The organism is Aureimonas pseudogalii (assembly GCF_014196835.1).
GTDB classification, from domain to species: Bacteria; Pseudomonadota; Alphaproteobacteria; order Rhizobiales; family Rhizobiaceae; genus Aureimonas; species Aureimonas pseudogalii.
In genome coordinates, this window is the sequence record NZ_JACIEK010000001.1 from 1,281,466 (window position 1) to 1,294,399 (window position 12,934).

Annotated in this window: 12 protein-coding genes; all 12 read left to right on the forward strand. The window is 69.9% G+C overall.

The genetic code is table 11. The features are described from left to right. The first annotated feature begins 87 nt into the window (after positions 1-87). The 12 genes from GGR04_RS06110 (at position 88) to galE (ending at position 12,908) form a co-directional block, all read left to right on the forward strand. Positions 88-1,731: a histidine kinase famiy protein gene (locus tag GGR04_RS06110; RefSeq protein WP_183198856.1), complete on the forward strand. Its 1,644-nt coding sequence runs from the start codon at positions 88-90 to the stop codon at positions 1,729-1,731. A gap of 88 nt (positions 1,732-1,819) precedes the next feature. Further along, complete coding sequence (locus GGR04_RS06115) at positions 1,820-3,226, forward strand: anthranilate synthase component I family protein (protein WP_183198858.1); 1,407 nt, start codon at positions 1,820-1,822, stop codon at positions 3,224-3,226. Continuing rightward, on the forward strand, positions 3,223-3,882 hold the full coding sequence (locus GGR04_RS06120) for an anthranilate synthase component II (protein ID WP_183198860.1): 660 nt from the start codon (positions 3,223-3,225) through the stop codon (positions 3,880-3,882). The genes GGR04_RS06115 and GGR04_RS06120 overlap by 4 nt, the downstream gene beginning before the upstream one ends. 96 nt (positions 3,883-3,978) lie before the next feature. Next, positions 3,979-4,440: a MarR family winged helix-turn-helix transcriptional regulator gene (locus GGR04_RS06125; protein WP_246392677.1), complete on the forward strand. Its 462-nt coding sequence runs from the start codon at positions 3,979-3,981 to the stop codon at positions 4,438-4,440. A gap of 247 nt (positions 4,441-4,687) precedes the next feature. Continuing rightward, positions 4,688-6,334 (forward strand): OpgD/OpgG family glucan biosynthesis protein, encoded by a 1,647-nt coding sequence (locus tag GGR04_RS06130; RefSeq protein WP_312857403.1) that lies wholly within the window; start codon positions 4,688-4,690, stop codon positions 6,332-6,334. Then, positions 6,331-6,708 (forward strand): hypothetical protein, encoded by a 378-nt coding sequence (locus tag GGR04_RS06135; protein WP_183198862.1) that lies wholly within the window; start codon positions 6,331-6,333, stop codon positions 6,706-6,708. Before GGR04_RS06130 ends, GGR04_RS06135 begins: the two co-directional genes overlap by 4 nt. A 69-nt stretch (positions 6,709-6,777) precedes the next feature. Continuing rightward, positions 6,778-8,580: a glucans biosynthesis glucosyltransferase MdoH gene (gene mdoH / locus GGR04_RS06140; RefSeq protein WP_312857404.1), complete on the forward strand. Its 1,803-nt coding sequence runs from the start codon at positions 6,778-6,780 to the stop codon at positions 8,578-8,580. A 15-nt stretch (positions 8,581-8,595) separates the two neighbouring features. Next, on the forward strand, positions 8,596-9,792 hold the full coding sequence (locus GGR04_RS06145) for an OpgC family protein (protein WP_183198866.1): 1,197 nt from the start codon (positions 8,596-8,598) through the stop codon (positions 9,790-9,792). Positions 9,793-9,997: 205 nt separating this feature from the next. Then, the gene (locus GGR04_RS06150; protein ID WP_246392853.1) at positions 9,998-11,299 is read left to right on the forward strand and encodes an OFA family MFS transporter; all 1,302 of its coding nucleotides are present in this window, start codon (positions 9,998-10,000) and stop codon (positions 11,297-11,299) included. Between the two features lie 13 nt (positions 11,300-11,312). Then, on the forward strand, positions 11,313-11,435 hold the full coding sequence (locus GGR04_RS24250) for an MFS transporter small subunit (RefSeq protein ID WP_281383031.1): 123 nt from the start codon (positions 11,313-11,315) through the stop codon (positions 11,433-11,435). 149 nt (positions 11,436-11,584) lie between these two features. Further along, a complete protein-coding gene (locus tag GGR04_RS06155) occupies positions 11,585-11,821 on the forward strand; it encodes a DUF3329 domain-containing protein (RefSeq protein WP_183198870.1) in 237 nt (78 codons plus the stop codon). A 97-nt stretch (positions 11,822-11,918) separates the two neighbouring features. Then, positions 11,919-12,908, forward strand: a complete 990-nt coding sequence (gene galE, locus GGR04_RS06160; protein ID WP_183198872.1) for a UDP-glucose 4-epimerase GalE — start codon at positions 11,919-11,921, stop codon at positions 12,906-12,908. Positions 12,909-12,934: the final 26 nt, after the last annotated feature.

The window sequence follows — 12,934 nt, forward strand, 5'->3', positions numbered from 1 at the left end:
CCGATCGCGGCACTGAGTTTTTGCGGGGCTGTGGGGGGAGGCATAGGCTCTTCGCAGGCCCGAAGGCAACGACATCACAAGGCTTTCATGAGCGACGCACGCGACGAACCCGCGCCCTTCGCGGGATCCAGACCGACCGTGGCGACCCGACCGACCGCGGGGAAGAATGCGCCCGCCGGTCTCGACACCCATAGCGACATCTTCTTCGCCGCCGTCGAGACGACACGCATGCCGATGACGGTGACCGACCCCTCGCAGCCCGACAACCCCATCGTCTTCGCCAACCAGGCGTTCCTGCAGATGACCGGCTACACGAGCGAGGAGATCGTCGGCTCGAACTGCCGCTTCCTCCAGGGGCCGGAGACCGATCCGGCGACGGTCGGGGAGGTGCGCCAAGCGATCCGCGAGCGGCGCGAGATGGCGACGGAGATCCTCAACTACCGCAAGGACGGCACCTCCTTCTGGAATGCGCTGTTCATCTCGCCGGTCTACGACCCGCAGGGCGAGCTCGTCTATTTCTTCGGCTCCCAGCTCGACGTCTCGCGCCGACGCGACGCCGAGGACGCGCTGCGCCAGGCGCAGAAGATGGAGGCGCTCGGCCAGCTCACCGGCGGCATCGCCCACGACTTCAACAACCTCCTGCAGGTGGTCACCGGCTATCTCGAGGTGATCGCGAGCGGGATCGAGAAGGAGACGATCGACCGCAACCGGCTGGGCCGGGCCGTCGACAACGTGCGAACCGCGGCGGGGCGCGCGGTGACGCTGACGCAGCAGCTCCTGGCGTTTGCGCGCAAGCAGCGCCTGCAGGGGCGCCTCCTCAACCTCAACAATCTCGTCTCCGGCATGGCGGAGCTGGCGCGGCGCACGCTCGGCGAGCAGGTCACCGTGGCGATGGAGCTTGACGAGACGCTCGCCAACTGCCGCGTCGACCCGACGCAGGCCGAGGTCGCCCTCCTCAACATCCTCATCAACGCGCGCGACGCGGTGGCGAGCCAGGGCGGCACGGTGGTGATCCGCACCGCCACCGTCGAGGTGAAGCCCGGCGACGACGACGTCTCGGCGGCGCTGCGGCCGGGCGCCTACGTCTCGGTGTCGGTGAGCGACACCGGCACCGGCATGCCGCGCGAGGTCCTGGCGCGGGTGCTCGATCCCTTCTTCACCACGAAGGAGGAGGGCAAGGGCACCGGTCTCGGTCTGTCCATGGTCTACGGCTTCGCCAAGCAGTCGGGCGGCACGGTGCGGATCGAATCGCAGGAGGGGCGCGGCACCCGCGTCGAGGTCCTGTTCCCGGTGGATCACGGCGAGGAGGCGACGCCGCTGCAGCGCGTGCGCGCCAGCGAGCGCTCGGGCACCGAGACGATCCTAGTGGTGGACGACCGCGAGGACGTCGCGGAGCTCGCGCGCGACATGCTGGAGGAGTTCGGCTACACGGTCTTCGTGGAGAACACGCCGGGCGGCGCGCTCAACCGGATCGAGGCGGGGCTGCCCGTCGATCTCCTGTTCTCCGACCTCGTGATGCCCGGCGGCATGAACGGCGTGGTGCTGGCGCGCGAGGCGCGGCGGCGGCGTCCGCGCCTCAAGGTGCTGCTGACCACGGGCTATGCCGAGGCCTCGCTGGAGCGCTCGGACGCCGGCGGATCGGAGTTCGATCTCCTGAACAAGCCCTACAGCCGGCAGGATCTCGTGCGCCGCGTGCGCATCGTTCTCGACGGTCCGAACGGCGTCGGCTGACGCGGCCCGAGCCGCGATGCCGTCAGGATCCTCGTTCCCCGGCTTCGGGCTTTGACGGCGACCGCCGGCTCGGGCATGGGATCGCCCCATGTGGTTCCGCCCCCTCGCCTGGTCCTTGCCGCCGGACGCCGCCGCCCGCCTGCGGCCGCTCGGCGGCCTCGCCTTTCTCGACAGCGCCGCGCCGGGCGGCCCGAACGGGCGCTGGAGCCTCGTTGCGGCCGCCCCTTCGGCCGAGTTCACCGCGAGCCTCGCCGAGACGCGTTTTGCCGGACGCCGCCTCGCCGCCGCGCCCTTCGTCGCGCTCGACACCGTGCTCGCGCGCTATCGGCTCGCCCCGCCGCCGGGCGCCCCGCCCTTCTGCGGCGGGCTGGTGGGCTTCCTCGCCTTCGAGGCGGCGCATCTTCTCGAAACGCTGGCGCGCCCGCGCGATCTCGGCGACGACCGGGCGCTCGTCTCGCTCGGGCTCTACGACACCGCGCTCGTCTTCGACCACGACAACGCCAGCGCCTGCCTCGTCTCCGCCGGCTTCGACGAGACGCTCGACGCGAGCGCGCCCGAGCCCGCGCGGCGCCGCCGCGCCGAGGCGCGGATGGACGCGTTCGAGGCGGCGCTCGCGAACCCCACGCCGGTCGAGACCGGCGGTCCGGTCACGCTCGACCCCGCCGGCTGGCGCAGCGACCGCGACGCGAGCGCCTATGCCGCGATGGTGGAGGCGGTGCGCGAGACGATCCTCGACGGCGACATCTTCCAGGCCAACATGGCGCGCCGGCTCGAGGCCGACCTGCCGCCGGACTTCGACGCCTTCGGCTTCTACCGCCGGCTGCGGGGCGCCAACCCCGCGCCCTACGGCGCCTATCTGGAACGGCCCGACCGGATCGTCGCCTCGTCGTCGCCGGAACTGTTCCTGCGCCTTCGCGGCGGGCTCGTCGAGACGCGCCCGATCAAGGGCACGGCGCGGCGCGGCGCCGACCAGGCCGCGGATGCCGCCGCCGCCGCCGCGCTCCAGACCTCGGAGAAAGACCGCGCCGAGAACGTGATGATCGTCGATCTCCTGCGCAACGACCTGTCGCGGGTCTGCGAACCTGAGAGCGTCGAGGTGCCCCTCCTCTGCGCGCTCGAAAGCTTCGCCGGCCTGCACCATCTCGTCTCCGCGGTCACCGGCCGGCTGAAGCCCGGCGTCGGCGCCGGCGCGCTGCTCGCGGCGAGCTTTCCCGGCGGCTCGATCACCGGGGCGCCGAAGATCCGGGCGATCGACGTGATCACCGAACACGAAGAGCGCTCGCGCTCGCTCTATTGCGGGTCGATCGCCGCGCTGTCGTTCACAGGCGACGCCGACCTGTCGATCGCCATCCGCACCGTGGAGTTCGCCGGCAACCGCGTCGTCTTCGGCACCGGCGGCGGCGTCACCGTCCTCTCGAACGGTGCGGACGAGTATCGCGAGACGGAAACGAAGGCGGCGCGCATCCTCGCCGCCTTCGCACCCGACCCCGCATGATCCTCGTCCTCGACAACCGCGACAGCTTCGTCTTCAACCTCGCGCGCTATCTCGAACGGCTGGGCACGAGGACGCATGTCGTGCGCTCCGACGCACTCGACCTCGCCGCGATCGAGGCGATGGCTCCGGCGGCGCTCGTCGTCTCGCCCGGTCCCTGCGGCCCGGCCGAGGCCGGCATCTCCGCGGCGGCCGTGCGCGGCTTTTCCGGGCGCATCCCGGTGCTCGGCGTCTGCCTCGGCCATCAGGTGATCGGCGCCGTGTTCGGCGGGCGGGTGGAGCGCGCCCGCGAGCCGATGCACGGGCGCGCCTCGCCCATCCTGCACGAGGGGGCCGGGCTTTTCGCCGGGCTCCCCGCCTCGCTTTCCGCCGGGCGCTACCATTCGCTGATCGTCACGCAGACGCCGGCCATGGAACACGCGCTCGCGGTCGATGCGCGCTCGCCGGCGGGCGAGATCATGGCGCTGCGCCACCGCCGCCATCCGACCTTCGGCGTGCAGTTCCATCCCGAGTCGATTCTGACGCCGGACGGCGCCGCGCTGCTCGCTGCCTTCGTGCAGCGGATCGCCCCCCGAAGCCGATCGAGCGAGCCTGACGGCGCGGCAGCGACCGGTCCCGCGCGTCATGTCGCAGGGCTTGCCGACAGAATCGTTGGTTAGCTGATAAATGGTTTAATGCAGTCGGGCAGGTTCGTCGGGCATAGACTCGGGATGAACGAACGCTTCCCGCCTCTGGACATGCCTGTAACGAACGTCTTGAACGCACCGGCGCTCGCCGCCGACGTCGGCGGAGGGCTCGTTCCTTCGCTCCTCTCCATCTCCAAGTCGACGCGCGCCTTTCTGGCACTGCTGCTCGTCGAGATCGATCTGCATCCCGGCCAGGACCAGCTCCTGATGCGGCTCGACCCCGGCGAGCCCGTGAGCGTCTCGGCGCTCGCCGAACTCCTGGCGGTGCGCCCCTCCACCGTCTCCAAGATGCTCGACCGGCTGATCGAGAAGCATCTCGTGCAGCGGGCCTCCAACAGCGCCGACGCCCGGCGCACCATGGTGTCGCTGACGCCGGCCGGCGAAGAGGTGAAGGCGCAGGTCGGCGCCGTCTGGGCCAAGCTCGAGACGGAACTCGCCTCGGCTCTTTCGTCGGACGACGCCGCGCGCATGGTCAGCGCGCTGCACCAGGCCGACCAGCTTCTGGCGACGAAGCTGCGACGGCTTCGGTGAGGTGGGGACGTCCGCGCCGAGGCGCGGGACGTCCTCGCATCCTTCGGTGGACGGCCATAGTTTGGCTGCCTCGTTCGTCCTAAAGACCTTTGACAGGAATCGCGCGACCGGCGAAGGGTCAACGCGACGTCGAAGCGTCGTGCCGCCCGCGAGGGTGGCGCGGCGGTGGATGAGCTAGGCAGCTTCGGGCTTCTCGCATATGCTCAGTGACCTCGCGCTGCCGAACAGGAAGAAGACCGACATTTCCGTGACGAGATCGACCCTCACCTCCCGACGCACGACGCTGAAATACGGTCTGGGCGGCGTGATCGCCCTTCTGTGGCGCCAAGCCCACGCCCAGACGCCGGCGGCGCCCGAGCCCGCGCCGCCCGTCGACCCCGCCGCGCCACCGGCGGCCGAGGTGCCCGCGGCGCCGCCCGTCGCCGTCGATCCCGGCCAGTTCAGCTTCGACGCCCTCTCGGCCGCCATGCGCAACCGCGCCGCCGTGCCCTATCAGGCGCCCTCCGACACGTTGCCCCAGCCGATCGAGGATCTCGACTACGACGGCTACCGGCGCATCCTCTATCGCCGCGACCAGACGATCTGGGCGAACGAGCCGCTGAACTTCCAGATGCAGGCCTACTTCCCGGGCTTTCTCTACAAGGACACGGCGCGGGTCTTCATCGGCAACGGCACGCAGTTCCAGCCACAGGTCTTCTCCGGCGCCAATTTCGAGTTCCTCGCCCCGCTCGACCCCTCGAACTACCAGAGCCTACAGCTTCCCGGCGTCGCGGGCTTTCGTCTGAACTATCCGCTGGACCGGCCCGACCTCTACGACGAGCTCGTGTCCTTCCTCGGCGCGTCCTATTTCCGCGCGCTCGGCATGAACAACCGCTACGGCCTGTCGGCGCGGGGTCTGGCCATCAACACCGCGACTTCGGTGGCCGAGGAGTTCCCGCGCTTCACCGCCTTCTACATCGTCAAGCCGCAGCCGGGCGAGGAGACGATCCAGATCTTCGCCGAGCTCGACAGCCCGAGCCTGGCCGGCGCCTATTCCTTCGTGCTGCGGCCGGGCACGCAGACCGTGATCGACGTGGTCGCCCGGCTCTACTTCCGCAACGAGGTGGAGCGGCTCGGCGTGGCGCCGCTCACCTCGATGTACCATTTCGGCGAGAACGACCACAACAACCGCGAGGACTTCCGGCCCGAGGTGCACGACAGCGACGGATTGTTCCTGCTGCGGCCGAACGGCGAGCGGCTGTGGCGTCCGCTGAAGAACCCGGACGAGCTCGCCCTCTCCTATTTCGGCGAGACCTCGCCGAAGATGTTCGGCCTCCTGCAGCGCGACCGCGACTTCACGCACTACCAGGACGTCGAGGCTCATTACGAACTGCGGCCCTCGCTGATGATCGAGCCGATGGGCGACTGGGGCCGCGGCCTCGTGCAGCTCGTGGAGATCCCGACCGAGTCCGAGATCAACGACAACATCGTCGCCTTCTGGGTTCCCGAGGAACGGCCGAAGGCGGGCTCGCAATTCGAGTTCCGCTACCGGATGCACTGGGGCTTCCTCGACGAGATGACGAACCATCAGGCGACCGTCGCGGGCACCTATGCCGGCGTCGGCGGCAACGGCGCCGACACGGTGGACACGGCGTTGCGCCGGTTCGAGATCAACTTCGCGGGCGGCACCGCCGAGAACCTGCCGCCGGACGCTGTGGTGGTGCCGGTGGTCGACGTGCCCGACAGCGCGCGCTTGGTCCATAGCGGCATCGCGCGGCTGCCCGGCGGCGGCTGGCGCCTGTCGATCGAGCTCGAGAAGCTCGACGCCCTGCCGGTGGAGCTGCGTGCCAAGCTCACCTTCGGCCAGCGCATCGTCAGCGAGACCTGGCTCTACCAGTGGACGGGCCGGCCGTGACGATCCGTTCATCGCACCTCGCGCAGGGCGCCGGGATCGCGCCGGAAACGCCGGGCTCGACGGGCACGCCCCCCGCCGAGGCGCTGGCGCCACCGATGGAGCGGCCCTTCGACACGCGCCCGGTGGGCGACCTCGTCGGCCGCCCCGACCTCTCGGAGGAGACGGTGCTGAAGGCGATCGCCGAGCGTCTCGCCTTCGACGGGCGCACCGGACCCGAGCCGCAGGTGGTGATCGAGGCGGCGCGGCTCGGCAAGCGCAAGGCGCTGGCCTTCCTGCGCAAGCTCGTGCTGCCGCCGCCGCGCGGCAGCCTGGCGATGCCCGTGCAGCCGATCCTGCGCGAGCACCTGACGCAGGGAACCGATGGCTCGCACTGAGAGCCCCGGCCGCCCGATTACCGTCCCGCCCGCCGGGACGGCTCCATGCCCCTATCCGCGAGACCGCCCGTGATCGCCATCGCCCGCCTTCTGTTCGCCCTCACGGCCGTCGTCCTGGCGGTGGTGGCGGGCGTCCTCTTCGCCGTGGTGATCACCGCCAACGGCACGACCTGGCTGCATGTCGTGCAGGTGCTGCTGCTGATCGTCTGCTGCCTCTGGCTCGCCTGGGGCTTCAACACCGCGGTGGTCGGCATCTTCTCGCGCCGCGGCGTGCGCTGGACGGCCGAGACGCCGACGCGCCGCTCGGCCAGCCGCACAGCCATTCTCATGCCCGTCTACAACGAGGACGCCGAGGCCGTGCTGGCGCGCGTCGCCGCGATGATCGAGGGCCTGCAGTCGATCCGCCGCATGGGGCAGTTCGACGTGCACGTGCTCTCCGACAGCACCAAGCCCGAATGCGTCGTGGCCGAGCGCCGCGCCACCTTCCTCGTCGCGGCCGGCCTCGAATGCGGCGGTCAGATCTTCTATCGCAACCGCACGAAGAACACCGGGCGCAAGGCCGGCAACATCGCCGACTTCGTGACCAACAGCGGCGGCGCCTACGACTACATGCTCATCCTCGACGCCGACTCGCTGATGCGGCCCGAGACGATGCTTGAGATGGTGGCGCGCATGGACGCCGACACCGAACTCGCGCTCCTGCAGACGCAGCCGCTCATCATCGGGCGCCGCACCCTCTTTGGGCGCGCGCTGCAGTTCTCGGCGGCGCTCTACTCGCCCATCTTCTCGCGCGGCATCGCCTCGCTGCAGGGGCGCGAGGGGCCGTTCTGGGGCCACAACGCGATCATCCGCACCCGTGCCTTCGCCGACCATTGCGGCCTGCCCAACCTTTCGGGCAAGCCGCCCTTCGGCGGCCACATCCTCTCCCACGACTTCGTCGAGGCCGCGCTGCTCGCCCGCTCGGGCTTCAAGGTGCGCGTCGATCCCGACCTCCAGGGCTCCTTCGAGGAGGCGCCGACCAACCTCATCGAATACGCCAAGCGCGACCGGCGCTGGTGCCAGGGCAACCTGCAGCATGGCCGGCTCATTCCCGCGCCGCGTATCCGGCTGTGGAGCCGCATCGCCATGGTCTCGGGGATCATGGCCTATGCGGCCTCGCCGATCTGGCTGATGTTTCTCGTGGTCTCGCTGCTCGACCCGATCATGGGGCCGCAGCCCAACTACTTCCCGGCCGACTCGCTCTTCCCCGTCTTCCCGCAGCCCGAGACCGGCAAGGCGCTGCTGCTGCTGCTCGGCATCTTCCTGCTTCTGCTGCTGCCCAAGACCCTGATCGCCTTCTCCACCGCCTTCTCGCGGCGCGGGCGCACCTTCGGCGGCGCGCTGACGGTGCTCGGTGGGGCGACGCTGGAACTCGCCATGACCAGCGCCCTCGCGCCGATCATGATGATGTTCCAGTCGAAGGCCGTGGCCGAGATCCTGCTCGGCCTCGACAGTGGTTGGCCCTCCACCGACCGCGACGACGAAGGCTTGCCCTTGAAGCCGGCCTTCCAGGCGTCCTGGTGGATGGTGATCGCCGGCGCGGCACTCCTCTTCACCACCTTCTTCTACGCCTTCGAGCTGTTCTTCTGGGTCTGCCCGATCGCCATCCCGCTGCTCGTGGCACCGCTCTTCATTTCGCTGACCGCCGATCCCGCGCTCGGCGACCGGGTGCGTGTCACGCGGCTGCTCTCGACCCCCTTCGAGCTCGATCCCGAGCCGGTGATCCGCGCCTCCGAGCGCTGGCGCCACCGCCTGATGGACGAGGTGGCCGCCCGCCTGTCCGCGCCCGCGGGCGAGAGCGCGCCGGCACGGGTTCCCCTTCCCGCGCACTGATCCATCTTCGTCAGCATGACTGAGCAACGAACGGGTCCCGCGGCGGGAACGCGCGACCATCGGGTCGATTTCTATCGGGGCATCGCGCTCCTGATGATCTTCGTGAACCATGTTCCCGGCATCACGCTGGAACAGTTCACGACGCGCAATTTCGGCTTCTCCGATTCCGCCGAACTCTTCGTCTTCCTCGCCGGCTTCGCCTCGGCCTTCGCCTATGGACGCGGGTTCCTGACGCGCTCGCGGCTGGTCTTCACGCTGAAGGCGATGCGGCGGGCGGGCGTGCTCTATCTCGTCCACATCACCCTGACGATGCTCGCCGTCTCGCTCTTCGCCCTGGTGACGCTCGCCACCGGCGACGGGCGCTACATGATGCAGCTCGGTCTCGGCACCTTCATGACCCAGCCGCTCGACGCGCTGGCGGGCGTGGCGCTGCTCGGGCACCAGCTCGCCTATCTCAACATCCTGCCGCTCTACTGCGTGCTCCTCCTGCTCCTGCCGCTGCAGCTCGCCGTCGCCCGGCGCTTCGGGCTGGCGGCGATGCTCGGCGCCTCCGGAGCCCTATGGCTGGCGGCCGGCCTGTGGCGCCTCAATCTGCCGAGCCATCCCGACGCCGGCGGCTGGCACTTCGCGCCCTTCGCCTGGCAGTTCGTCTTCGCGATCGGCCTCGCCTGCGGCCTCGCCAAGCTCGGGCGCCAGTCGCTCGTGCCCTTCCGGCGCGGGCTCTACATCCTCGCGGCGCTCTATCTCGGCTGCGCCTACGGCTACATGGCGCTCGCCATGCAGGGCGTCGAACAGGCGCTGCCGCTGCCGGCCTTCGTGCGCGACATCGACAAGACCTTCGTGTCGCTGCCGCGCCTCCTGCATCTCCTGGCGCTCGTCTACGTCTTCGCCCATGCGCCAGCGAGCTCGCCCTTCCAGCGCATCGCGGCCGGCAACCCGCTGGCGCGACTCGGCCGCCATGCGCTGCCGGTCTTCGCCACCGGCACGATGCTGTCGCTTGTGTGCCAGATCGCGCGGCTCGACCGCGACAACGGCCCCCGGATGGACGTCGCGCTGATCGCGATCGGGATCGCCGTCCAGTTCGGGCTCGCCGCCGTCCTGGACTGGTGGCGGCAGGCCAGCGCCACCGCGAGCGGCACCCGTGCCCGCATCGAGAACCGCATCGAGGCGCCCGCCGGCTCCGAGCGCGCCTTCGCGCGCACCACTCGCTAGCCGATACCAACCGCCGATCCCGCTCGGCGCGTTTTCCCCGCGTCGCATTTCATCGTGCGAAAGGCATTGAGGCCGCCGGCGAAAGATGAAACGCTCGCCGAAAAATGGGAGGATACGCATCGTGACGACTTTGACGGGGGAACACGGGTCGGCCGGCTGGCTGTCGCGCGAGCGCACGGTGGCCGAGCCCGGCTTCAATCGCTGGATGGTGCCCCCGGCCGCGCTCTGCGTGCATCTGTGCATCGGGCAAGCCTACGCCTTCAGCGTCTTCAACCTGCCGATGACCAAGCTGCTCGGCATCACCGAGCCGGCGCCGGGCGACTGGGCGCTGACGCAGATCGGCTGGATCTTCTCCATCGCGATCGTCTTTCTCGGTCTCTCGGCGGCGTTCGGCGGCGCCTGGGTGGAGCGGGTGGGCCCGCGCCGCACCATGGCAACCGCCGCGGCCTTCTTCGGCGGCGGTTTCCTCGTGGCTGCGGCGGGCATCGCCACGCACCAGCTCTGGCTGGTCTTCCTCGGCTACGGGGTGCTCGGCGGCACCGGCCTCGGCCTCGGCTACATCTCGCCGGTGAAGACGCTGATGACCTGGTTCCCGGATCGGCCGGGCATGGCCACGGGCATGGCGATCATGGGCTTCGGCGGCGGCGCCTTCATCGCCTCGCCCCTGTCGGTCTGGCTCATGGGCCTCTACGCCTCGCCGACCTCCGCGGGCGTCTTCGAGACCTTCGTGACGCTCGGGATCGGCTATTTCCTGTTCATGATGGTGGGCGCTGCGATCGTGCGCGTGCCGCGCGCCGGCTGGGCCCCGGCGGGCTTCGTGCCGAAGACCGTCTCGTCCGGCCTCGTCACGGCCGCCAACGTCCACGTGGACGAGGCGATGAAGACGCGCCAGTTCTGGCTGCTCTGGGGCATTCTCTGCCTCAACGTCACCGCCGGCATCGGCGTGCTCGGCCAGGCCTCGGCGATGATCCAGGAGATGTTTCCGGGCGTCATCACGGCGGCCGCGGCGGCCGGCTTCGTCGGCCTGCTCTCGCTCTTCAACATGGGCGGGCGCTTCGTCTGGGCCTCGACCTCCGACTATATCGGCCGGCGCGCCACCTACATGATCTTCTTCGCGCTCGGCCTCGTGCTCTACGCCTTCGTGCCGACCTCGGGCCGCATGGGCTCGGTGGTGCTCTTCGTCGCCTTCTACGCCGTGATCATGTCGATGTATGGCGGGGGCTTCGCGACCATCCCCGCCTATCTCAAGGACATTTTCGGGGTGCGCTACGTCGGCGCCATCCACGGGCGCCTGCTCACCGCGTGGTCGGTCGCCGGCGTCCTCGGCCCGGTGCTGGTGAACTACATCCGCCAGTACCAGATCGACCAGGGCGTCGCGAAGGCCGACGCCTACACGGTGACCATGTACATCATGGCCGGACTTCTCGCCGTCGGCCTCGTGCTCAACCTGATGATGACGCCGGTGGACGCCAAGCATCACCTGCCGCCCGAGCCGGCGCGGACCTGAAAGGACGACGACCATGGCGCACGAACCCTCCACCACGCCCACGCCCAAGATCGCCCTCGCCTGGGGCTTCGTCGGCATTCCCCTCCTCTGGGGCATCGTGATGACGCTGCGCAACGCGCTGCAGCTCTTCCAGTAGACGTCGGGCTCGCCCGGCCGCCCCCATCACGAGGGCTTGCCCGCCGGCGCGATGGCGCCGGGGGCTGCCGGCGCGCTATAAGCGGAGCGAACGAGCCAGGATCGGCCCGCCGACGACACGGGCGGGCCGCCACACGAATGCGAGCGACGATGGCCTTCAAGGATGCCCAACACCCTTTCTTCCGCCCGCTCTGGCGGCGGATCGCCGTCGTCGCGGCCTGCCTCGTCTGGGCTGGCGTCGAAGCGGTGGCGGGCGACCCGACCTGGATGGTGATGACGCTCGCCATCGGCGCCTACGCAGCCTGGACCTTCCTCCTGCGCTATGAGCCACCGGCCGAGACCGCACCATCAGTGGATGCGTCCGACGCGGGGACGCCGCGAAGCTGACCGGCGAGCCCTTGCCGGCCCAGCGGAACCTGCCCTATGCCTCGGGTGGCCCACCGGCGCTCGGTCAGGCTTGGCGGATGGCGGGAAGGCTTGAGCGATGACGGTTCTGGTGACGGGCGGCGCGGGCTACATCGGCAGCCACATGGTCTGGGATCTCCTCGACGCCGGCGAACGCGTGGTGGTCCTCGACCGGCTTTCCACCGGTTTCGAATGGGCGGTGGCGCCTGAGGCGACGCTGGTGGTCGGCGAGATCTCCGACCAGCTCCTGGTCGAAGGGCTGATCCGCGAGCACGGGATTTCCGAGATCATCCATTTCGCCGGCTCGATCGTGGTGCCGGAATCGGTGGCCGACCCGCTCGGCTACTACGCCAACAACACGGTGGCCTCGCGCGCGCTTCTCGAATCGGCCGTTCGCTGCGGCGTGAAGCACTTCATCTTCTCCTCAACCGCCGCGGTCTACGGCTCGCCGCCGCACATGCCGGTGGCCGAAGATCAGCGGCCGGCGCCGGAATCGCCCTACGGCACCTCGAAATGGATGACCGAGATGATGCTGCGCGACACCGCCGCAGCCCATCCGATCACCTACGCCGTGTTGCGCTATTTCAACGTCGCGGGGGCCGACCCGAAGGGCCGCACGGGCCAGTCCACCAAGGGCGCGACGCATCTGATCAAGGTCGCCAGCGAGACCGCGCTCGGCAAGCGCGGGCATATCGACGTGTTCGGCACCGACTACGACACGCCCGACGGCACCTGCGTGCGCGACTACATCCACGTCTCCGACCTCGCCGATGCCCACCGTCAGGCGCTCGGCTACCTGCGCGCCGGCGGCGCCTCGATCACCGCCAATTGCGGCTACGGCCACGGCTATTCCGTGCTGGAGGTGCTCGACACCGTGCGCCGCGTCGCCGGCCATGATTTCGACGTGCGGATCGCCGGCCGCCGGGCAGGCGACGCCAGCGCGATCGTCGCCGATGCCGCTCTCGCCCGCCGGGCCTTCGGCTGGACCCCGCGGCACGACGATCTCACCGGCATCGTGGAGGACGCCTTCCGCTGGGAGCGCGATCTGGAGCGTCGCAACGCACGCTAGAGCACGTCCCGGCGTGAAGGCCGGGT

What these genes read in the sequence shown, in the direction of transcription:
- GGR04_RS06110 (WP_183198856.1), top strand. Translation starts at nt 88, where the DNA reads ATGAGCGACGCACGCGACGAACCCGCGCCCTTCGCGGGATCCAGACCG.
- GGR04_RS06115 (WP_183198858.1), top strand. Translation starts at nt 1,820, where the DNA reads ATGTGGTTCCGCCCCCTCGCCTGGTCCTTGCCGCCGGACGCCGCCGCC.
- GGR04_RS06120 (WP_183198860.1), top strand. Translation starts at nt 3,223, where the DNA reads ATGATCCTCGTCCTCGACAACCGCGACAGCTTCGTCTTCAACCTCGCG.
- GGR04_RS06145 (WP_183198866.1), top strand. Translation starts at nt 8,596, where the DNA reads ATGACTGAGCAACGAACGGGTCCCGCGGCGGGAACGCGCGACCATCGG.
- GGR04_RS06150 (WP_246392853.1), top strand. Translation starts at nt 9,998, where the DNA reads ATGGTGCCCCCGGCCGCGCTCTGCGTGCATCTGTGCATCGGGCAAGCC.
- GGR04_RS24250 (WP_281383031.1), top strand. Translation starts at nt 11,313, where the DNA reads ATGGCGCACGAACCCTCCACCACGCCCACGCCCAAGATCGCCCTCGCC.
- GGR04_RS06155 (WP_183198870.1), top strand. Translation starts at nt 11,585, where the DNA reads ATGGCCTTCAAGGATGCCCAACACCCTTTCTTCCGCCCGCTCTGGCGG.
- galE (WP_183198872.1), top strand. Translation starts at nt 11,919, where the DNA reads ATGACGGTTCTGGTGACGGGCGGCGCGGGCTACATCGGCAGCCACATG.